This window comes from Parafrigoribacterium mesophilum, from assembly GCF_039652555.1.
Classification (GTDB): Bacteria; Actinomycetota; Actinomycetes; order Actinomycetales; family Microbacteriaceae; genus Parafrigoribacterium; species Parafrigoribacterium mesophilum.
On record NZ_JBDJAF010000001.1, the window covers coordinates 678540 to 697238 of the forward strand.

Here is an 18699-nt window from a genome sequence, read left to right on the forward strand (position 1 = left end):
ACTAGCCACCGATGGCATCTCGCGAGAAGATGCAGAGATGACCACCATCATCGTTGGGGCAGGGCTGGCCGGATTGGTCGCCGCATCCGAGCTCATTGCCGCGGGCAAGCACGTCACGATCGTGGATCAGGAGCCGGAGACCGGTTTCGGCGGCCAGGCCTGGTGGTCGTTCGGCGGCCTGTTCCTGATCGACTCGCCAGAACAACGCGCGATGGGGGTGAAGGACAGCCTCGAACTCGCCCAACAGGATTGGGCGGGCAGTGCCGGATTCGACCGGGACGAGGATGCCTGGCCGAAGCGTTGGGCGCAGGCCTACCTCCGGTTCGCCGCGGAGGAAAAACGCCGCTGGCTGCGCGGGCTCGGTGTGAAATTCTTCCCGGTGGTGGGCTGGGCCGAACGCGGCGGCTACACGGCGACTGGACACGGCAACTCGGTGCCGCGCTTCCACATCGTCTGGGGTACCGGGCCGGGGCTGCTCGAACCGTTCGAAAACGCCGTTCGGGCCGCGGTGGGCAGCGGGGACGCGGTGCTGAAGTTCCGTCACCGAGTCGACGAACTCATCGTCGAATCCGGTGCGGTGGTCGGCGTGCGCGGCAGCGTGCTGCGCGCCGACGACGCCGCTCGCGGTGTGGCGAGCAACCGGGAGGTGGTTGACCAGTTCGAACTGCGGGGCAGCGCGGTGATCGTGGCTAGCGGCGGCATCGGCGGCAACCACGACCTGGTACGCGAATACTGGCCGGCCCGGATGGGCACACCGCCTGTCCACATGCTCTCCGGTGTACCGGCCCACGTCGATGGACGGATGCTCGCGATCAGCGAGCGTGCGGGAGCGCGCGTGATCAACCGCGACCGGATGTGGCACTACGTGGAGGGCATCGAGAACTTCGCCCCGGTGTGGGCCCAGCACGGCATCCGCGTTCTGCCTGGGCCGTCCAGCGTCTGGCTCGACGCGACCGGGCGGCGCTTGCCGGTCCCGTTGTTCCCGGGATTCGACACGCTAGGCACGCTGGAGCACATCATGACGACCGGCTTTGACTACAGCTGGTTCGTGCTCACCCAGAAAATCATCGAGAAGGAGTTCGCGCTGTCCGGCAGCGAGCAGAACCCCGACCTCACCGACAAGGACATCAAGCTCTTGATGCAGCGCGTGAAGAAGGGCGCGCCGGGACCGGTCGAAGCGTTCAAGAAGCACGGCGCCGACTTCATCGTCGCGGACAGCCTGGACGAACTCCTCACCGGGATGCAGCGTCTCTCCCCCGAGGTGACCATCGACGCGGCCCGGGTGCGCGCGGAGATCGAAGCGCGCGACCGGGAATTGGAGAACCGGTTCGGCAAGGATGCCCAGATCAACGCCCTGCGGCAGGCCAGGCACTACCGGGGCGACAAACTCATCCGGGTGGCCAGCCCGCACCGCATCCTGGACCCCAAGGCGGGCCCGCTGATCGCCGTGAAGCTGCACATCCTTACCCGAAAGAGCCTGGGCGGCATAGAGACCGACCTGTCCGGCCGGGCACTCGACGCCGCCGGCGTGCCCATCCCAGGACTCTACGCAGCCGGAGAAGCCAGCGGATTCGGCGGCGGCGGCATGCACGGCTACCGCAGCCTGGAGGGCACCTTCCTCGGCGGCTGCCTGTTCAGCGGCCGAGTCGTGGGGCGCGCGATTGCCACCGCGTCACCCGCTACGCCTTGAGACTCCACGATTTGCGCCGCACCAACACGTGCCCGCGGTGGGTGGTGAGCCTGGTCCACGGGCCGGTCTCACGCACCCTGGCCACGTCTTCCGAGGCGAGGAACCCGAGCGTGTACGCGGCGAACGCGGCACCGGCCGGCAGATATTCCAGCCCCGGGATCGGCCTGCTCCACACTTCGGAGCGCACCCGGCGCAGCAGCCGCTCCATGATGCCATCGGTGCTCGAGGCGGCGATCTCCTCGATGCCGGACTGTGCCGTTGTTTCCAGGATGCTCGCATCCACGGGGTCGAGTTCCCGCCAGCCGCCGCGCGGCGGAGAAATCTGGGTCCAGGTGACCGTGTTGACCTCGATCGGCAACGACACCACTACGGGGCTGGACGACTGATCGACCGTCGACTGGAGCCGTGCGATGCGATCCAACAGGGAGCGCACCGGCACCACAACATCGAACGACTCATCGCCGGTGAGAGCGAAGGTGCGAAGCCCCAACACCGTGGGGGTCTCATCCCTCAGCCCTACCGGATAGAAGACGGCCACGTACGCGGCGAGTACCCCCGAGTCGGCGATGAGCCGCACGGAGCCCTCTTCCACCTTGGCGGCGCGGCTGAGGTAGACGTGCAGATCGCCGAGCGCGAGCGAATCAACGAGAGAAAATGTACCGGTCATCTGCAATCTAAACTACCGTCAAGCTTCCAGTGAAAAGAAAGTATGCGGAGAAATGCATGAATGACCCCCTTGCCGGCCTGGTGACCGCGCTCGATCTGACGAATACCGGAGCGCGCACCAGTGAAGACATCTTCACCGGGGTCAGCCAGTGGATGCCGCTCGGCCGGGTGTTCGGCGGTCAGGTGCTGGCACAGTCCCTCGTCGCCGCGATGCGCACGCTCGACGCGGACCGCGTGGTCCATTCCATGCACGGCTATTTCCTCCGCCCCGGAGACGTATCGCTGCCGATCACCTTCTCGGTGGACCGGGTGCACGACGGCCGCTCCTTCTCAACCCGACGCACCCAGGCGTACCAAGACGGGGCACCCATCCTGTCGATGATTGCGTCATTCCAGACCGTGGACGTCGGATTCGATCATCAACTGGACATGCCGGAAGGCCTCCCGGAGCCGGAGTCCCTGCCGCCGGACGAGGTCGCGCTGAAACGCGTTGACCACCCGGTGGCGCAGCACTGGGCCACCGGCCGCCCGTTCGACATGCGGCACATCTCCTCCCCGATCTACTTCACCGTCGCCGGGGAGCGGGTCGCCCACCAGGCGATCTGGATGAAGGCCACCGGCACCCTTCCGGATGACCCGAACCTGCACCGCGCTGCACTGGCGTACGCCAGCGACTATTCGCTGTTGGAGCCGATCTTCCGTCGGCACGGCGTCACCTGGGGTTTGCCGGGACTGAAGGTCGCCAGCCTCGACCACGCCATGTGGTGGCACCGGTTCGGCCGGGTCGATGAGTGGCTGCTGTACGTGCAGGAATCACCGAACGCGATTGGCGGCCGCGGGCTCGCACTGGGACGGATCTACCGTCGCGATGGCGCCCTCATCGCGAGCGTGGCACAAGAAGGAATGGTGCGGGTCAAGCGCGAGAATCATCGACCGTGACGAAGTCGATCAGCTGCTCCACCCGGCCCAGCAGCACCGGTTCCAGGTCGGCATAGGTTTTCACACCGGAGAGGATGCGTTGCCAGGCATTGGCGATGTCGGCCTGGTCCTCGTGCGGCCAGCCGAGCGCCTCGCAGATTCCGTGCTTCCATTCGATCGACCGCGGTATGTCCGGCCAGCGCTGAAGGCCGACCCTGGAGGGCTTCACCGCCTGCCAGATGTCGATGAACGGATGCCCGACCACGAGTACGTCCGCACCGAACGGACCACGCTGCACCGCATCGGCAATGCGACTCTCCTTCGACCGCGCCACGAGATGATCGACGAGCACGCCGACCCGGCGGCCGGGTGTCGGCCGGAACCGGTCCAGGAGCGCTTCCAGGTTGTCGACGCCCTCCAGGTACTCGACCACCACGCCTTCAACGCGGAGGTCGGCGCCCCACACCCGTTCCACCAGTTCCGCGTCGTGCCGCCCCTCGACGAAGATGCGGCTCGCCCTGGCCACCCGAGCCGGCACATCCGCCACCGCGCGGGAACCGGACGCCGTGTAGGCGCGCCCGGTTCGCCGGGCCGGAGCCACAACCTCCACGGGTTCGCCCTCAAGCAACAGGCCCCGCCCGAACGGGAACACGCGCACCGCGAGGTGGCGGTCCTCCAATTCGATGCCGATCCGGTCGACGTTCACAACGGCGCCGCAGAAGCCGGTGGCGGTATCTTCCAGCACAAGTCCGTGCGTCGCCTCGACGACGCGCAGCTTGCGTGGGGCGGCACGCCGGGAGAACCCGGCGAGCGCGTCAGCACCATAACGGTCGGCTCCGAAATGAGCAGGGAAGTCGCGTGACACCCGTCGAGATTAACCGATGAGCACGCCGACCGGCGGTTGACTGGCCGAGGACGGCGCACACCGGCTCACTGGGGCGACACCCCCTCGGGGAGCACCGTTTTCAGAAGCACCCGTCCGCTGCTCACCGATCGCACGTCGACGCTCCCAATCGCATCCGTCTTCAGGCTCGTCGCCCCTGACAGCGTGACGGTGCTGCCCGGCGCCGCTGCCCAGGTCGCCACCTGGGCCGAGTTGCCGCCGCGGTCCGTGACGTACATTGCATAGTCGCGGGCCGGGGCCTGGGAGGCGGCCGGGCTTGCCGCGGTGTACCGGCAGGTCATCTCAATCGTGGTGCCCCAGTCGAGTGCGATCAGCCGGATGTTCGCACTCAGCGGGCTCGGCACCACCTGGCTGAGCGTGGCCTGCTCGGCCACCGGCGGCGCGGCAGCCGGTCCAGCCAAGGGGATGACGATGGCCAGGACGGCCGCCGCCGCCGCCGCGGCAACGGCGGTGCCAACGGCCAGCAGTCGGGAGCGGACCCGACGGCGGCGCGTTGCCCGTGCCAACTGCGGCAGCAGGTCAGGAGCCGGCGGTGGCACCGCGTCGATGTCGTTTTCAGACACCTTGGCCAGCAGACCGGGAAGGCCAGCCAGGTCCGCTACGGCCGCGGAGCACTCCGCGCAGGTCGCCAAGTGGCGCTCAAACTCGAGGCGCTCCTTCACGCTGAGTGCACCCAGCACGTAGGCGGCATCCCACTGAAGGTACGAGTCGGTCGCGCCGGTCATCGCGTCACTCCCCTTTCCTGCAGCACCAGCCGCAGCGCCCGCAGCGCGTAGTGCAGTCGGGACTTCACGGTGCCCTCCGGAATCTGCAGGTCCCCGGCGATCTCGGCGGTGGATTGCCCGCGGTAGTAGGCGTGCACGATGACCCGCCGGTGCTCCTCGGTGAGTTCCGCCAGCGCGTCGGAGATCAGCCAGGTATCCAGTAGTGCATCGGTTCCGTCCGAGCTCGCCCGCTCGGGCAGGGTGTCGGTGCCGAATTCGTGCCGCGATCTGGCGCTGCGGTGTTCGTCCACGACCAGGTTCCTCGCGACGGTGAACAACCAGGCTCGAGCTGACCCGCCGGACTGATCGAGGACGTTCGGACGTCGCCAGGCGCGCAGCAGCGTCTCCTGCACGATGTCTTCGGCCAACTGCCGATCCCCCGTCAGCCAGACGACGTAACGCCACAGAGCGGGCCCGTGCTCGTCGTGCAGCACACGCAGCAACTCCGCCTGCTCATCGGGCATGCGGCACCTCCAGCGTTAACAACGTACGCCGCGCCGGATTGGTTCACCGAGGCAGTCCAGGGATATTTCGTAGACCGCCGTCCGCTACCCGCGGCGGGTGAAGACCACCGGATCCTCGACGTAGGGCGCCCAGGCGGCACGTTCGAGTTCGTTGATGCGGCGGGGGCGTCCGGTCGAGGCGTTGACGATGACCATCGTGGTCGCCGCGCGCGCGTACAGAACCGCCGGCTCGCCGGCGTAGACCTCGTAGCTGACCTTCACGCTGGCGCCGCCGAGACCGCCGATCCACACCTGCACGTCGACCGGCTGGCGCTGATAGGACAGCGGCTTCAGGTACTCGATCTCGTGGTGCGCAATGAGGCTGTGCGTGTCTGCGCCGGCGTGGGCACCGGCATCCAGCACCGCCGTCGGCAGCTGTTCGTCGCCGCTCCCGGGCACCCAGAACATCCGCACCCTGGCTTCCTCCAACAGCCGCAGCATCTCCACGTTGTTGAGGTGGTTGTAGGCGTCGAGGTCGGCCCACCGCAGATGGATGGGAATATGAACGCGCATCGGGCTAACCGCGGGTGAGTTTGCGGTACACGGACCGGTGCGGCTTGGCAGCATCCGGTCCCAGGCGCACCACCTTGTCCTCCTCGTACGCGTCGAAGTTGCCCTCGAACCAGTGCCAGTGCGCCGGGTCGTCGTCGGTGCCCTCGTAGGCGAGGATGTGCGTGGCGATGCGGTCGAGGAACCACCGGTCGTGGGTGATCACCACGGCACAACCGGGGAACTCGATGAGGGCGTTCTCCAGGCTGGAGAGCGTTTCGATGTCCAGGTCATTGGTGGGCTCGTCGAGCAGCAGCAGGTTGCCGCCCTGTTTGAGGGTGAGGGCCAGGTTCAGCCGGTTGCGCTCGCCACCGGAAAGCACCCCGGCCTTCTTCTGCTGGTCCGGGCCCTTGAACCCGAACTGGGACACGTACGCCCGGGACGGGATCTCGGTCTTGCCCACCGTGATGTAGTCGTGCCCATCGGAGACGACCTCCCAGAGTGTCTTCTGCGGGTCGATTCCACTTCGAGTCTGGTCGACGTAGGAGATCTGTACGGTGTCGCCGATTTTCAGTTCGCCGCCGTCGAGCGGCTCGAGGCCGACGACCGTCTTGAATAGGGTGGTCTTTCCCACCCCGTTGGGGCCGATGATCCCGACGATGCCGTTACGCGGCAGGGTGAAGCTCAAGCCGTCGATGAGCACCCGGTCGCCGAAGCCCTTGACGAGCTTTTTCGCGTCCAGTACCTGGGATCCGAGCCTCGGGCCGACCGGGATCACGATTTCCTCGAAGTCGAGCTTCCTGGTCTTCTCCGCCTCTTCGACCATTTCCTCGTAGCGGGCCAGCCGGGCCTTGGACTTGGTCTGCCGGCCCTTGGCGTTGCTGCGCACCCATTCGAGTTCGCTGCTGAGCCGTTTCGCCAGCTTCTGGTCTTTCTTGCCCTGAATGTTGAGGCGCTCGGCCTTCTTCTCCAGGTAGGTCGAATAGTTCCCCTCGTAGGGGTAGAGGTGACCGCGGTCGACCTCGGCGATCCATTCGGCAACGTGATCGAGGAAGTATCGATCGTGGGTGACGGCAAGCACTGCACCGGGGTATTTCGCCAGGTGCTGCTCCAGCCACAGCACACTCTCGGCGTCCAGGTGGTTGGTCGGTTCGTCCAGCAGCAGCAGGTCCGGTTTTTGCAGCAGCAGCCGGGTGAGGGCCACTCGACGTTTTTCGCCACCGGACAGGTTCGCCACCTCGGCGTCTCCCGGAGGGGTGCGTAGCGCATCCATGGCTTGTTCCAGTTGGGAGTCCAGGTCCCAGGCGTCGGCCGCGTCGATCTCCTCCTGAAGCGTGCCCATCTCCGCCAGGAGCGCGTCGAAGTCCGCATCCGGCTCGGCCATCGCCAGGCCGATCGCGGCATGGCGGTCGACCTTCGCTTTGATTTCGCCGACGCCTTCCTGCACGTTCTCCAGCACTGTCTTGGATTCGTCGAGCTCAGGCTCCTGCATGAGAATCCCGACGCTGTAGCCGGGGCTGAGTCTGGCCTCGCCATTGCTCGGGGTGTCCAGACCCGCCATGATTTTCAGGATCGTGGATTTTCCGGCGCCGTTCGGGCCGACCACGCCGATCTTGGCTCCCGGCAGGAACGACATCGTGACGTCGTCGAGGATGAGTTTGTCCCCGACCGCCTTGCGGGCGCGGACCATCGAGTAAATATATTCGGCCATGCGTACCAGTCTGCCTTACCAGTCGATCGGTCGCGTCTTGCCGACCAGGCATCCGCCGGTGGCCAGCGCCGGCCCGACGACGCTGGTGTACTCCCCGCTCCCGCTTTGACCGATCAGGCAGTCGGCGCCCAGCTGCACCGAGAACTGGATCGAATCCGTGTTCTTGCCAGTGGGCGTGGTGTCGGGGGTGACTTGCATCGCGCTCTTGTCGAATCCGGCGGCCACGAGGCTATCGATGATGGTTCGGCCCGTCGCCTGCGGTTGATCCGTGAACAGGGCCTTATTGACCACATCGAAGTACGCGTGGTTGTCCTCGGCCGTGCCGCCCTGAACCAGGTGCGGAGCTGCCGGCGGGGTGGTCGTGGGCGTCGGCGCGGCGGACTCGACCGGTGCCGAGGTCGCGGTGGGTGCAACAGCCTGGGGGGATTCGCATCCGGTGAGGCCGATGACGGTGACCAGCACCGCGAACACGGCGAACGTGCCGCGGGGTCTGCCCATCGAGTCGCTCCTCAGAAGTCGCCACGGTCACGCGTGCGGCTGCAGCCGCCGACTTCGAGTCTACGGGCGCCGATGGTGAGCGGAATCACCGCGTTCACGGTGGTTCAGAACGTTTGGTGCGAAACGTGTGGCTCAGAACGGGGCCGCCACGTCGTCGGTGTTTTCGGTAGCGCCGGCGGGAAGCAGCTCTGACGGCGCCGCGGCCGATCCTGCAGACGCGTCGGTGGCGGTCTCGGCGCCGGGATCTTCTGCCCAGTCGGACTTGGTCGCGGGGCTTGCTGCGACCGGCGAGTAGGAGGTGCGTCCAAAGCTCAAGTCGTGCCCGATGGCGTTCGCGTTCACCTCGATGTTCGTGCCGGAGCGCCCCGACGCCTCCCAGTCACGGATGCGCACGCGTCCCGTTACGATCAGGCGATCCCCCTTTTCCACCGACTTCAGCACGTTGGTCGCCAGTTGGCGGAACGCGCTGATCGTGTAGAAATTGGGGTCGTCATCGATCCAGGCATCTTTCGCGCGATCGAAGTGGCCTTGGAAAGAGACCAGCCGGAAGGAAATCACCGGGAGGTTCCCGCTCGTTCCTTGTTGACGGGGTGCTGTGGCCACGAGGCCAGCCAGCGTAATGGTGTCGTTCATGTGGACAGTGTCGTCGCCTGGCGCACCAAATCGTGCTCGAGCCGTGCCATCGGTGCAGTACCTGGTTAGTCCCCTCCCCTGTGGAGGAGAAGCGCACAGGGTCCCTGCGCACGTTGCCAGGCCGCGCTAGTGTTCGCGGAACTGCGGCCGTTCCGAACCGGGTGCCAGGCTCGCGAACAGGGCGCCCTTGGCCGCCTCCAACGTGGGATATACGCCGCGGAAGTCGTCGTCGGTCAGCAGCTTGAACGTGAAGCCGTTCGCGACACGGTGCACCGAGCCGATCGCCCCTGACGGGCCGGACGCCACCCAGGTCTGTCCGGTCAACTCGTTTCGCGTTTCATCGGTTGTCATGAGAACTCCCACTCTCACTCGGGCAGTCGGACGCCGTGACGCGCGTCCCAGGATGATGCGTTACGCATTCGAGGCTACGCGCACGATCATAAACTTGGGTCTTATGACGTATGTTGCCGCTGCCGACCGATATCAGTCAATGGATTACCGCAGAACGGGACGCAGCGGCCTGAAGCTGCCAGCGATTTCGCTCGGCCTATGGAACAACTTCGGCTCCGACCGCCCGATCGACACGCAGCGCGCCATCCTGCGTCGGGCGTTTGACCGCGGTGTCACTCACTTCGACCTCGCGAACAACTACGGCTCCGAGGCCGGATCGGCCGAAACGAACTTCGGCAACATCTTCGCGCGCGATTTCCGCGGGTACCGGGATGAGTTGGTGATTTCGAGCAAGGCCGGCTACTACATGTGGGACGGCCCGTACGGCGAATGGGGCTCCCGCAAGAACCTCCTCGCCTCGCTCGACGCGAGTTTGCGCAGAATGGGGCTGGACTACGTCGATATCTTCTATTCGCACCGGCCGGATCCCGAAACGCCGATCGAGGAGACGATGGGCGCACTGGCCACCGCCGTACAGCAGGGCAAGGCGCTCTACGCCGGAATCTCCAACTACAGCCCGCAGCAGACCCGCGCCGCCCACGCGGCGCTGGCGGAGCACTCCATCCCGGTGCTGATTCACCAGCCCAGTTACAGCATGTTCGACCGCCACGTGGAGCAGGAGGGCCTGTTCCACGTGCTCGAGGAGTTCGGCATGGGCTGCATCGTCTACTCGCCGCTGGCGCAGGGACTGCTTACCGATCGTTATCTGAGCGGCATCCCGGCCGACTCCCGCGCGGCCAAGGGCCGATGGATGACCGCCGACGACATCGACGCCACTTACCTCGAGCGCACTAGAGCCCTTAACGAGATCGCGAAGCAGCGCGGTCAATCCCTGGCCCAATTGGCTCTGACCTGGGTGCTGCGCCAGCCCAGAGTGACCTCGGCCCTGGTCGGGGCGAGCAGCGTCGCCCAACTCGATGACAACCTGGACGCGCTCACCGGTTCGCCGTTGAGCGCCGAGGAGTTGGCGGCGATCGAACCGCTCGCGGTGCACGGTACCGGATCGCACTGATCCCGGCCCCGCGATCTTCCTCCACTGACCGATGTCAGTGGCCGACCCTAACCTGATGCTGTCCACAACCCACGGGGCCGGCCGCAGAACAGGAGAAGATCGTGACAACTCTCACCATCGTTGAATCCGCCGCGCACGCATCCACGACAGTGGTGTACCCAGGAGTCGCCCTCGCCAGACTCCGGGGCGACCTGTGGCGGGTCACCCGGCCCGTCGGAGATGTGCTCGGCTACGTGGAACGCTTTCCCACGCCGACCGGTGAACGATACCGGGCCAAGCGCCTTATCGCCCGCCAAGGTCGATTCGTGGTCGACGGCGAATTCTGGAGCATGGCCGACGCCATTGAGTGTCTGCGCTGATTGACTGTCGGCGCTGATTGAGTGTCTGCGCTGATTGAGTGTCGGCGCTGATTGAGTGTCGGCGCTGATTCGGGCAACCCCTGAGGTAATCTGCTCGCATGCAATGGTGGAACGATTTCGTAGACTGGCTCTTTTCCGATGACGGATGGCGGTTCCTCTCAACCGTCATACTCCCGTTCGTCGCCATCCTGGTCGCCGGCCTCATTGCGGCGGCGATCGGCCGAGGTTCGACCAAACGAGTGTTGTCCCTCAACGAGCGGCAGCAACGCGCGGCCGCCGTCACGGCGATGATCGGGTCGGCCCGCCGTGCTGCGGTGTGGAACACCCTGTCGGACTCCGAGCAACGGCACGCTGATTATTCTGCCCTGGAGGCCGACGTGCGGCTGCGCCTGCTCTCCGTCACCGGCGCGAACCTGGCCACCGACTGGTGCGCTCACGAAATCACCATGATGAAGAAGAACGCCGTCAGCTTCAGTTTCCAGGCCGAGCAGTCCCTTCTGGAATTCAGAAATCGCCTGATCGAGTGGCATGAGCGGCCGTCCCGCGCGAAGAAACTGTTCAAGAATGACCTCGACAGTTGGGCCTACGACACCTCAGTGGCTGATCAAGAACTTGTGTCGCAGCAGCAGGCCTGGGCGGCGCAGCAATCAGCGGTTCAGCCCGAGCCGGCCTCCCGGCGTGACCTTCACTCCGCCGATGCGACGGCCGACGCGCCGGCGCCCGCGGCACCGACGGCACCGGCGGTCGTGCGGCAGCCCTTCGCTCCGGCGTCGCGGCCGGTGGTACCCCCGGCGACCGCCCCCGCGACCGCCCCGGTGCCCGCTGGCGCGCAAGGGCCGACCGCCGCCCACGATGATGACGGCTCGCGGAACTCGGGCGCATCCGAGGTTGATGAGGACACCGATTCCGGTGAGGCGGAATTTCCTCCGGTGTCGGTAAGCCATGTGCGTGAACGGATCAGCCCGACTCCGGTGGCTAACGACGAACTGCGCTGATCTCGCCTTGCACTGGCTAGAATCGGTGGCATGACTGAGAGAGCGCCGAACGGGCCCCGCGGGATGGTTGTCCTCTACTCCTGGCTCGTTGTGGCCATCGCGGTCGTGGCTGCGGCCGGGTTCGTGTTCACGGTCTGGTTCAAGTAGCGGTCAGGGTCCTCCTGTCCGGCAGTGATGCGGGCGGGGAAGACGCGAGGATGGCTTGACGCCATCTCTTCGAGCACCCGGACCACTTGGCTGCTGTAGCCGAATTCGTTGTCGTACCAGATGTACAGCACGAGGTTCGACCCGGTGCTGATCGTTGCCAGGCCGTCCACGATGCCGGCGCGGTGAGATCCGATGAAGTCTGAGGACACTACCTCGGGTGAATCGATGAAATCGATCTGCTGCTGCAGCGTGGAGTCGAGCGACAGCCGTCGCAGGTAGGCGTTGACCTCCTCCTTGGTGGTCTCGGCGCGCAGATTCAGGTTGAGGATCGCCATCGACACGTTCGGGGTGGGCACCCGGATGGCGTTGCCGGTGAGCTTGCCGGTCAAAGACGGCAGTGCCTTCGCGGCGGCCGTCGCCGCTCCGGTCTGGGTCAGCACCATGTTCAGCACGGCCGACCGGCCGCGACGGTTGCCCTTGTGCATGTTGTCGATGAGGTTCTGGTCGTTCGTATAGGAGTGCACCGTCTCCACGTGGCCGTGCACAATGCCGTACGCGTCGTCCACCGCCTTAAGCACCGGCACAATCGCGTTCGTCGTGCACGATGCCGCCGACAAGATCGCGTCATCCGGGCCGATCGTGTCGTGATTGATCCCGTACACAATGTTCTTGATGTCGCCCTTGCCGGGTGCCGTCAGCAGCACGCGCGCTACGCCGCGGCTCGCAAGGTGTTGGGACAACCCCTCGGCATCCCGCCACCGGCCCGTGTTGTCGACCACTATCGCATCGTGGATGCCGTACTTCGGGTAGTCGACGGTCGCGGGGTCGTCCGAATAGATGACCTGGATGAGGGTGCCGTTCGCGAGGATCGTGTTGGCCTCTTCGTCCACGGTGATGGTGCCTTCGAACGGTCCGTGCACGGAGTCCCGACGCAGCAGGCTGGCCCGTTTCACCAGATCGTTGGCGGCGCCCTTGCGCACGACGATGGCCCGCAGTCGCAGGCCCTGGTCGTCACCCGCATGGGCGATGAGGATGCGGGCCAGCAGCCTGCCAATCCGGCCGAACCCGTAGAGCACGACATCGACGGAGCCCGTCGAGGCGGTGTCCGCGGCTCCGACCACCGGTGCGAGTTCCTCCCGGAGGAATTCGGTCAGCTCCCGGCCGTGACCCTTGGCCTTGTAACGGGCGAGCAGCTTCGCGAGGTCGACGGATGCGGCACCGAGCTGCAGCTCGACCAGAGCGACCAGTACGGGCAGGGTCTGCTCGATCGGCAGTTCGAGTTCGTCCACCTGGCGGGCGAATCGGTGTGCCTTGAGGATCTCCACGGCGGACTGGTTGATCAGCCGACGCCCGTAGATGGAGGTGACCACACCATGGTCGCGATACAGCGTGCCGATCAGGGGGATCATCGACTCCGCAATCGCCTGTCTACCGTTCCACCGTCGGAACTCCACATCGGACTGCGAGCCCATGTCTTCCTTTCACGCGCGCCGAAGAGAAGGAGGACTCGGCGGTAGCCCCAATTCTACCGGGGCGCCTTGCCCGGGTTAGCCGACCGGCCACACGCCTGAGCTGCCGCGCCGATGGCTCGCCACCAGGTGCGTGTCCACGATTCCCACGGCTTCCATCAGCGCGAACATGGTGGTCGGCCCGACGAAGGCGAAGCCTCTGCCCCGCAACGCCTTCGACAGCGCTTCGGATTCAGGCGACCGGGTGGGGATTTCTGCCAACGTACGCGGCGCCGGTGTGGTGGCCGGCCGGAATGCCCACACGAAAGCGGCGAGGCCACCCTGATCCCGCAACGCGATCGTGGCTTGCGCGTTGGTGATCGTTGCCTGGATCTTCCGGCGGTTGCGCACGATGGATGCATCCGCGAGCAGGCGTGCCTCATCGGCCTCGGTGAACGCCGCGACGGCATCCGGGTCGAAATTGCGGAATGCGGCGCGGAAGGCGGGTCGTTTGCGCAGAATGGTCGCCCAGGACAGGCCGGATTGGAACGCCTCGAGGCTGATCCGCTCGTAGAGTCCCTGCTCGTCGCGAATCGGCATGCCCCACTCGGTGTCGTAGTAGTCACGCAGTAACGGATCCACCGCCGCCCACACCGGTCGGGCCTTCCCGTCGTCGCCGATCACCACGGTGGCCGATTCCCGATCATCCATCCCCACAGTCTCCCAGGCCCGGAACTCATCAACTCACGAAGCGGATGCGGCTCTGCAGCCGTGAGCGTACGTCGAACACTTCGCCGATGCTGGTCCGCGGTCCGCCCGACAGTCCGTCGCGCAGAAGCTGCGGCAGCACCGAACGCCGGATCACGAGGAGGTTCGCGCGGCGCCCGCGGCCGGCCGCGATCATCGGCTCGGCGAGAGCGTCGTCGGGCACGACCATGAGTACTGCGGTGAATCGCACACCGAGCTCTCTGCCCAGCGACCGGGTGGCATGACTCAGTGAGCGCACCGGCTCCGTGCCGGCGGGCACCGCCTCGCCGAGGAGCTCGCCGCGCACCACGCGCACCTCGCTCCCCCAGTCCTGCGATTCCAGTGCGAACAGTCCAGCCGGTCCCAGCACCACATGGTCGACCTTGCCGTGGTGAGTGGCGACGTCGTTCCAGATGGTGAACCCGATGCCGAGCGCCGAAACCGTGCGGGCGGTCTCCTCCTCTGCGAGCGCTTTGGCCAGGGCATGGCGGATCTCCCTCGGCGCTGAGCGAACCAACGCCGGGTCATACGGGTCGGCAGGAGGTGTGCCACGACCGGCCCACTCACGCACCATGGCGAGAAAACGCTCCCGCGAGCGTCCGCCCGGATGCCCGTGGGATCGGGCGCGCAGCGCGGACCCTTCCGGCCGCGGCCTGGCCGGCGGCGCCGGCCGGGCGGAACTGGAACCCGGTTCTCGCACGCGAGAGCGGCCCTGGTCGTACGCCGCCCTCTCTGCGGGGTCGCCGATTCGCTCCCACGCCAGTTGCACGGCCGTGAAGCGGGCCGCGCTGCCGCCGGTATCCGGATGCGAAGCCCGAAGACAGCGACGATACGCCCGGCGGAGTTCGGCATAGCTGGCGGATGCCGGCACGCCGAGCACTTCGTACGGCGTCGGCGAAGCCGGGCTTTCGGGCATCCTGGTCGGTGTCTTTCTCGTGGGCACTCATGGGCGCAGTGGCCCAGCATCGACGATACCTACCTCTGCCCGGCATCGGCGACCGTGCTCACCCGGCGAGGACCGACAGCACGTTGCCTGCCGGGTCTTTGAACCAGGCGATGTCGGGGCCCATGTTCTGGGCGCGGCCGTGCAGAATGCCCTTCTCGTCGGTGGGCAGGTTCGGGTCGTCGTAGATCTTCGTCTGCACGCCCAGGCTGTTGAGTTCGTCGACCGCCGCATCCACATCGTCGACGACGAAGTTGAGGATGGTGAACGTCGCCGGCTCGTGGTCTTCCTTCGGATAGATGATCACCTGCGGTCCGGTGGGAAGGGCGAGTTGCAGCATTCCCATTTCGCCATCGCTGATCTGCAATCCCAGGGTGTCGCCGTAAAACTTCCTGGCCGCCTCGATGTCATTGACGCTGAATCCGCTGAACGCGTGCACCGGTGCAAACATGGTGTGCTCCTTTGCTGGGCCTGGTTGACGCGGTCAACGATGGCACATCGGGTGTCGGCCGTCCAGCGTTTTGCCGACCCGACGGCAATGAGCGGGCGCTGCAGCAGCTCCGGCCCGGGAGTGAGCCGGTGCCCCTGGGGAGAATCGAACTCCCGACAAGCGGATTAGAAGGCCGCTGCTCTATCCACTGAGCTACAGAGGCGTGAATTGTCGTTCCACGATACCTCAGCGCTCACAGTGCCCGCGCGAGCGCCACCAGCACCTGGTTCACGGTAGGAACGCCCTCGGCGCGGAACACCTCGTCACCGTTATCCGCCAGCACGATGGTGGTCGGCGTGGAACGGATGGACTGACGTTCCGCCTCGGCATTGTCGCGCACGACGTCACGTTCGAGGATGTCCGCAGCCGGGAGGATCTCGGACACCTGCTTGAGAACGGACCTGGTGCGGATACACGGTTCACAAAAAGAGGACGTGAACAACAGAACGTGCACTACTGGCGCCCACCGCGATCTTCGGGCGCTTCGACTTGTTCGCTGTCCACCGGATCGAATACGTAGGTGACTTGGTACTCGCCGCCCACTTCCCGCCAGGTGGAGGCGTCATAGTCGATTTGGGCCTCTTTGCCATCCACCGCGGCGGTGACGGTGATCGAGTCATCCCAGCCGCCATCGGTGCTGATGCGACGGTCGGTGCGACCGTCGTTGGGCCCTCCGCGGTAGAACACCACGTACTGGGTTCCGCGTGCGAGCGCGGGTCGGTCATCCGTCATGCTCTCTTATTACCACTCCGGCGTATCCAGTGCGACGGATGAGGCTACCTCCGACGTCTTACATAACCTAGCTATATAGTCCGGTTATATACTTGTGGGATGACCACCCCGCTCGATTCCCTCTGCGCAAGCCTTCTCGTCACCGCACACCGGCTCACCCGGATCGCGGCTCAGACGACAGGATCCACCACCCCGTCCGCGGTGTGGAACACACTGTCAATCCTCTCAACGTCCGAGCCGCTGCGAGTCGGCGACCTCGCCAACACCGCCCGAGTGACCCAACCGTCGATGACGAAGCTGGTACATCAGCTCAGTGACGACGGGCTCGTGCTGAAGATCGCCGACAGGAACGACTCGCGCGCCTGGCTCGTCACCATCACCGACCGCGGCCGGAACGCCCTGGAGGAATGGCGCCAAACCCTCGGACGCGCACTCGGCCCGATGTTCGCCGACCTGGAGGACTCCGACATCCAGACGCTCACCCGCGCCGTCGAACTGCTGCGCTCCCGCACCAGCATCAACCGGACGGCGGCGTGATGGCCGGCGCACCGAACGACACCAGAAGCATCCTGAAGCAGCCCAAGCAGGTCTGGGCGGTCAGCTTCGCCTGCGTGGTCGCCTTCATGGGCATCGGGCTCGTTGACCCGATCCTCCCGGCGATCGCCGAAGGGATGAAGGCCACCCCGACCGAGACCGAACTGCTGTTCACCAGCTACTTGCTGATCACCGGGCTGGCCATGCTGGTCACCAGTTGGATCGCCAGCCGGATCGGTGCCAAGCGCACCCTGCTCATCGGACTTGGGCTCATCGTCGCGTTCGCGTTGCTGGCGGGTCTCAGCGGCAATGTGGAATCCATCATCGCCTTCCGCGCCGGTTGGGGCCTCGGCAATGCGCTGTTCATCTCGACCGCGTTGGCGACAATCGTGGGCGCGGCCAGCGGCGGGGCATCTTCGGCCATCATCCTGTACGAGGCGGCCCTGGGCCTCGGGATCGCTGTAGGCCCGCTGCTCGGCGGATTGCTGGGTACCCTGCACTGGAGCGGACCGTTCTTCGGCACCTCGGCGCTGATGGCGATCGCCTTCATCGCAATCGTCGTGTTGTTCGACAAGGAAGACGTCGAGCGGCGGATGCCGACGAAGCTCTCGGCACCGCTGCGGGCCCTGGGCAATCCGGTGATCTTGGTGCTGGCCACCGCGGCGTTGTTCTACAACATCGGCTTCTTCATCTTGCTGGCCTACAGCCCGTTCCCGCTCGGGATGAACGCCATCGGCCTGGGGCTGGTCTTCTTCGGCTGGGGTGTCGCTGTGGCTATCACCTCGGTGTGGGTGGCCCCGCTGTTCACCGCCCGGATGCGTCGCACCACTGTGCTGGCCACCGTGCTTCCGCTGCTCGCGCTGGACCTTGTCGCCGCCGGAATCTTCGTCTCCTCGCAACTGGGCCTGGTGCTGGCTGTGATCGTCGGGGGCATGCTGCTCGGCGTGCTCAACACGGTGTTCACCGAGTCGGTGATGGAAGGCACGGATTTGCCACGCTCGGTGGCCTCGTCGTCCTACTCCGCTGTGCGGTTTCTCGGCGGCGCCGCGGCCCCGCCGCTTGCCACCCTGCTCGCCGAATTCTTCGTGCCTGCGACGCCGTACTTCGTCGGCGCGGCATCCGTGCTTATCGCGATGGTGATCGTCATCGCTGGTGCCGGCCGGCTCGGCGCGGTTAACCACCGGCCGACTCCCGACCTGGTCGAGGCGGAGGCGATCGGCATCGGCGACGCCTGAAGTCGGGACGTCACAGCCCGGCGATAGACTCGAGCAATGGCAAATGGCTCTGATCGACTCGTCTGGATCGACTGCGAAATGACGGGTCTCGACCTGAGCATCGATGAACTGGTCGAGGTTGCGGTGGTCGTCACCGACTTCGAACTGAAGGTGCTCGATCCCGGATTCGACGTCGTGATCAAGCCCAGCCAAGCGGCGTTCGACAACATGAACGACTTCGTGGTGAACATGCACACCGAATCTGCCCTCATCGAGGCGATCCCTCTGGGGGTGAGCCTGGCCGAGGCCGAAACCGCCGTGCTCGCCTACATCAGGCAGTTCGTTCCGGTGGCCGGTCAGGCGCCGCTGGCGGGCAACACCATCGGAACCGACCGCGCCTTTCTCGCCAAGTACATGCCCAAGGTGGACCACCATCTGCACTACCGCAACGTGGACGTGTCGTCGATCAAGGAGCTGTCCCGCCGCTGGTTCCCACGCGTCTATTTCAACGCGCCAACGAAGAACGGCGGACACCGGGCGCTCGCGGACATCCTCGAGTCCATCCGCGAACTCGTCTACTATCGCAAGGCCGTGTTCGTTTCAGAACCCGGGCCGACTACCGAGCAACTCCAGGCGATTTCCTCGGCGGTGGTTGACGAGTTCGGCGTGCGACTGTAGTTCCCTCCGGGATGTATTAGGATCATGGAGTCGACCGAACGTGCGTGAGCACGTGCTGGGACACATGGTGGTCGTAGCTCAGTTGGTAGAGCGCTGGCTTGTGGAGCCGGATGTCGCGGGTTCGAGCCCCGTCGATCACCCCAAGGAAGTCGGCGCCAGCGTCGGCGTGTCAGG

General features: G+C 65.8%; 23 protein-coding genes and 2 tRNA genes. 9 read left to right on the forward strand and 16 right to left on the reverse strand.

Going from position 1 to position 18699, the window contains the following annotated elements; genetic code table 11:
* The first annotated feature begins 37 nt into the window (after nucleotides 1–37).
* Nucleotides 38–1690: an FAD-binding dehydrogenase gene (locus ABFX56_RS03145; RefSeq protein ID WP_346231819.1), complete on the forward strand. Its 1653-nt coding sequence runs from the start codon at nucleotides 38–40 to the stop codon at nucleotides 1688–1690.
* Here the strand turns inward: ABFX56_RS03145 and ABFX56_RS03150 are convergent.
* A complete protein-coding gene (locus ABFX56_RS03150) occupies nucleotides 1680–2357 on the reverse strand; it encodes a DUF8185 domain-containing protein (protein WP_346231820.1) in 678 nt (225 codons plus the stop codon). The two genes, ABFX56_RS03145 and ABFX56_RS03150, sit on opposite strands and share 11 nt — an antisense overlap.
* Nucleotides 2358–2413: 56 nt before the next feature.
* On the opposite strand from ABFX56_RS03150, the gene ABFX56_RS03155 reads away from it, so the two are divergent.
* Entirely contained in the window at nucleotides 2414–3295 is an 882-nt protein-coding gene (locus ABFX56_RS03155) for an acyl-CoA thioesterase (protein WP_346231821.1), read from the forward strand.
* On the opposite strand, the gene ABFX56_RS03160 is transcribed toward ABFX56_RS03155, so the two are convergent.
* From ABFX56_RS03160 to ABFX56_RS03195, 8 genes are all read right to left on the reverse strand, one after another.
* On the reverse strand, nucleotides 3270–4139 hold the full coding sequence (locus ABFX56_RS03160; RefSeq protein ID WP_346231822.1) for a DUF3097 domain-containing protein: 870 nt from the start codon (nucleotides 4137–4139) through the stop codon (nucleotides 3270–3272). The two genes, ABFX56_RS03155 and ABFX56_RS03160, sit on opposite strands and share 26 nt — an antisense overlap.
* Before the next feature lie 65 nt (nucleotides 4140–4204).
* On the reverse strand, nucleotides 4205–4903 hold the full coding sequence (locus ABFX56_RS03165; RefSeq protein ID WP_346231823.1) for an anti-sigma factor family protein: 699 nt from the start codon (nucleotides 4901–4903) through the stop codon (nucleotides 4205–4207).
* Complete coding sequence (locus tag ABFX56_RS03170; RefSeq protein WP_346231824.1) at nucleotides 4900–5406, reverse strand: sigma-70 family RNA polymerase sigma factor; 507 nt, start codon at nucleotides 5404–5406, stop codon at nucleotides 4900–4902. Before ABFX56_RS03170 ends, ABFX56_RS03165 begins: the two co-directional genes overlap by 4 nt.
* Nucleotides 5407–5490: 84 nt before the next feature.
* The gene (locus ABFX56_RS03175) at nucleotides 5491–5958 is read right to left on the reverse strand and encodes an acyl-CoA thioesterase (protein ID WP_346231825.1); all 468 of its coding nucleotides are present in this window, start codon (nucleotides 5956–5958) and stop codon (nucleotides 5491–5493) included.
* 4 nt (nucleotides 5959–5962) lie between these two features.
* Nucleotides 5963–7645, reverse strand: a complete 1683-nt coding sequence (ettA, locus tag ABFX56_RS03180; RefSeq protein ID WP_346231826.1) for an energy-dependent translational throttle protein EttA — start codon at nucleotides 7643–7645, stop codon at nucleotides 5963–5965.
* Nucleotides 7646–7660: 15 nt separating this feature from the next.
* A complete protein-coding gene (locus ABFX56_RS03185) occupies nucleotides 7661–8143 on the reverse strand; it encodes a DUF6993 domain-containing protein (protein WP_346231827.1) in 483 nt (160 codons plus the stop codon).
* A gap of 132 nt (nucleotides 8144–8275) precedes the next feature.
* Nucleotides 8276–8776 carry a single-stranded DNA-binding protein gene (locus ABFX56_RS03190; RefSeq protein WP_346231828.1) on the reverse strand — a complete coding sequence of 167 codons (501 nt, stop codon included), beginning with the start codon at nucleotides 8774–8776 and terminating at the stop codon, nucleotides 8276–8278.
* 126 nt (nucleotides 8777–8902) lie between these two features.
* Nucleotides 8903–9127: a methyltransferase gene (locus tag ABFX56_RS03195; RefSeq protein WP_346231829.1), complete on the reverse strand. Its 225-nt coding sequence runs from the start codon at nucleotides 9125–9127 to the stop codon at nucleotides 8903–8905.
* Between the two features lie 103 nt (nucleotides 9128–9230).
* On the opposite strand from ABFX56_RS03195, the gene ABFX56_RS03200 reads away from it, so the two are divergent.
* The 3 genes from ABFX56_RS03200 to ABFX56_RS03210 all read left to right on the forward strand — a co-directional run bounded on the left by ABFX56_RS03200 (nucleotide 9231) and on the right by ABFX56_RS03210 (nucleotide 11592).
* A complete protein-coding gene (locus ABFX56_RS03200) occupies nucleotides 9231–10238 on the forward strand; it encodes an aldo/keto reductase (protein WP_346231830.1) in 1008 nt (335 codons plus the stop codon).
* 101 nt (nucleotides 10239–10339) lie between these two features.
* A complete protein-coding gene (locus ABFX56_RS03205) occupies nucleotides 10340–10597 on the forward strand; it encodes a hypothetical protein (RefSeq protein ID WP_346231831.1) in 258 nt (85 codons plus the stop codon).
* 98 nt (nucleotides 10598–10695) lie between these two features.
* Nucleotides 10696–11592 carry a hypothetical protein gene (locus tag ABFX56_RS03210; protein ID WP_346231832.1) on the forward strand — a complete coding sequence of 299 codons (897 nt, stop codon included), beginning with the start codon at nucleotides 10696–10698 and terminating at the stop codon, nucleotides 11590–11592.
* A gap of 74 nt (nucleotides 11593–11666) precedes the next feature.
* On the opposite strand, the gene ABFX56_RS03215 is transcribed toward ABFX56_RS03210, so the two are convergent.
* The 7 genes from ABFX56_RS03215 to ABFX56_RS03245 all read right to left on the reverse strand — a co-directional run bounded on the left by ABFX56_RS03215 (nucleotide 11667) and on the right by ABFX56_RS03245 (nucleotide 16099).
* Nucleotides 11667–13211 carry a glyceraldehyde-3-phosphate dehydrogenase gene (locus tag ABFX56_RS03215; RefSeq protein ID WP_346231833.1) on the reverse strand — a complete coding sequence of 515 codons (1545 nt, stop codon included), beginning with the start codon at nucleotides 13209–13211 and terminating at the stop codon, nucleotides 11667–11669.
* Nucleotides 13212–13286: 75 nt separating this feature from the next.
* A complete protein-coding gene (locus ABFX56_RS03220; protein WP_346231834.1) occupies nucleotides 13287–13898 on the reverse strand; it encodes a DNA-3-methyladenine glycosylase I in 612 nt (203 codons plus the stop codon).
* 28 nt (nucleotides 13899–13926) lie between these two features.
* Nucleotides 13927–14850 carry a J domain-containing protein gene (locus tag ABFX56_RS03225; protein WP_346231835.1) on the reverse strand — a complete coding sequence of 308 codons (924 nt, stop codon included), beginning with the start codon at nucleotides 14848–14850 and terminating at the stop codon, nucleotides 13927–13929.
* A gap of 88 nt (nucleotides 14851–14938) precedes the next feature.
* Complete coding sequence (locus tag ABFX56_RS03230; protein ID WP_346231836.1) at nucleotides 14939–15328, reverse strand: VOC family protein; 390 nt, start codon at nucleotides 15326–15328, stop codon at nucleotides 14939–14941.
* A gap of 129 nt (nucleotides 15329–15457) precedes the next feature.
* A tRNA-Arg gene (locus tag ABFX56_RS03235) sits at nucleotides 15458–15530 on the reverse strand.
* A gap of 30 nt (nucleotides 15531–15560) precedes the next feature.
* Nucleotides 15561–15821 carry a thioredoxin family protein gene (locus tag ABFX56_RS03240; RefSeq protein ID WP_346231837.1) on the reverse strand — a complete coding sequence of 87 codons (261 nt, stop codon included), beginning with the start codon at nucleotides 15819–15821 and terminating at the stop codon, nucleotides 15561–15563.
* A complete protein-coding gene (locus ABFX56_RS03245; protein ID WP_346231838.1) occupies nucleotides 15821–16099 on the reverse strand; it encodes an oligoribonuclease in 279 nt (92 codons plus the stop codon). Before ABFX56_RS03245 ends, ABFX56_RS03240 begins: the two co-directional genes overlap by 1 nt.
* Nucleotides 16100–16198: 99 nt before the next feature.
* Here ABFX56_RS03245 and ABFX56_RS03250 point away from each other — a divergent pair, with 99 nt between their 5' ends.
* The 4 genes from ABFX56_RS03250 to ABFX56_RS03265 all read left to right on the forward strand — a co-directional run bounded on the left by ABFX56_RS03250 (nucleotide 16199) and on the right by ABFX56_RS03265 (nucleotide 18668).
* Entirely contained in the window at nucleotides 16199–16636 is a 438-nt protein-coding gene (locus ABFX56_RS03250) for a MarR family winged helix-turn-helix transcriptional regulator (protein ID WP_346231839.1), read from the forward strand.
* Nucleotides 16636–17868, forward strand: a complete 1233-nt coding sequence (locus tag ABFX56_RS03255) for an MFS transporter (RefSeq protein ID WP_346231840.1) — start codon at nucleotides 16636–16638, stop codon at nucleotides 17866–17868. Before ABFX56_RS03250 ends, ABFX56_RS03255 begins: the two co-directional genes overlap by 1 nt.
* Nucleotides 17869–17904: 36 nt before the next feature.
* Complete coding sequence (orn, locus tag ABFX56_RS03260; protein ID WP_346231841.1) at nucleotides 17905–18525, forward strand: oligoribonuclease; 621 nt, start codon at nucleotides 17905–17907, stop codon at nucleotides 18523–18525.
* 67 nt (nucleotides 18526–18592) lie between these two features.
* Nucleotides 18593–18668, forward strand: a tRNA-His gene (locus ABFX56_RS03265).
* Nucleotides 18669–18699: the final 31 nt, after the last annotated feature.

Excerpts from the sequence above, each read along its gene's own strand:
- ABFX56_RS03175 (WP_346231825.1), bottom strand. The coding sequence starts at position 5,958 with ATGCGCGTTCATATTCCCATCCATCTGCGGTGGGCCGACCTCGACGCC.
- ABFX56_RS03185 (WP_346231827.1), bottom strand. The coding sequence starts at position 8,143 with ATGGGCAGACCCCGCGGCACGTTCGCCGTGTTCGCGGTGCTGGTCACC.
- ABFX56_RS03230 (WP_346231836.1), bottom strand. The coding sequence starts at position 15,328 with ATGTTTGCACCGGTGCACGCGTTCAGCGGATTCAGCGTCAATGACATC.
- ABFX56_RS03190 (WP_346231828.1), bottom strand. The coding sequence starts at position 8,776 with ATGAACGACACCATTACGCTGGCTGGCCTCGTGGCCACAGCACCCCGT.
- ABFX56_RS03225 (WP_346231835.1), bottom strand. The coding sequence starts at position 14,850 with ATGCCCGAAAGCCCGGCTTCGCCGACGCCGTACGAAGTGCTCGGCGTG.
- ABFX56_RS03145 (WP_346231819.1), top strand. The coding sequence starts at position 38 with ATGACCACCATCATCGTTGGGGCAGGGCTGGCCGGATTGGTCGCCGCA.
- orn (WP_346231841.1), top strand. The coding sequence starts at position 17,905 with ATGGCAAATGGCTCTGATCGACTCGTCTGGATCGACTGCGAAATGACG.
- ABFX56_RS03255 (WP_346231840.1), top strand. The coding sequence starts at position 16,636 with ATGGCCGGCGCACCGAACGACACCAGAAGCATCCTGAAGCAGCCCAAG.
- ABFX56_RS03195 (WP_346231829.1), bottom strand. The coding sequence starts at position 9,127 with ATGACAACCGATGAAACGCGAAACGAGTTGACCGGACAGACCTGGGTG.
- ABFX56_RS03200 (WP_346231830.1), top strand. The coding sequence starts at position 9,231 with ATGACGTATGTTGCCGCTGCCGACCGATATCAGTCAATGGATTACCGC.
- ABFX56_RS03210 (WP_346231832.1), top strand. The coding sequence starts at position 10,696 with ATGCAATGGTGGAACGATTTCGTAGACTGGCTCTTTTCCGATGACGGA.
- ABFX56_RS03245 (WP_346231838.1), bottom strand. The coding sequence starts at position 16,099 with ATGACGGATGACCGACCCGCGCTCGCACGCGGAACCCAGTACGTGGTG.
- ABFX56_RS03165 (WP_346231823.1), bottom strand. The coding sequence starts at position 4,903 with ATGACCGGCGCGACCGACTCGTACCTTCAGTGGGATGCCGCCTACGTG.
- ettA (WP_346231826.1), bottom strand. The coding sequence starts at position 7,645 with ATGGCCGAATATATTTACTCGATGGTCCGCGCCCGCAAGGCGGTCGGG.
- ABFX56_RS03250 (WP_346231839.1), top strand. The coding sequence starts at position 16,199 with ATGACCACCCCGCTCGATTCCCTCTGCGCAAGCCTTCTCGTCACCGCA.
- ABFX56_RS03215 (WP_346231833.1), bottom strand. The coding sequence starts at position 13,211 with ATGGGCTCGCAGTCCGATGTGGAGTTCCGACGGTGGAACGGTAGACAG.
- ABFX56_RS03150 (WP_346231820.1), bottom strand. The coding sequence starts at position 2,357 with ATGACCGGTACATTTTCTCTCGTTGATTCGCTCGCGCTCGGCGATCTG.
- ABFX56_RS03220 (WP_346231834.1), bottom strand. The coding sequence starts at position 13,898 with ATGGATGATCGGGAATCGGCCACCGTGGTGATCGGCGACGACGGGAAG.
- ABFX56_RS03170 (WP_346231824.1), bottom strand. The coding sequence starts at position 5,406 with ATGCCCGATGAGCAGGCGGAGTTGCTGCGTGTGCTGCACGACGAGCAC.
- ABFX56_RS03155 (WP_346231821.1), top strand. The coding sequence starts at position 2,414 with ATGAATGACCCCCTTGCCGGCCTGGTGACCGCGCTCGATCTGACGAAT.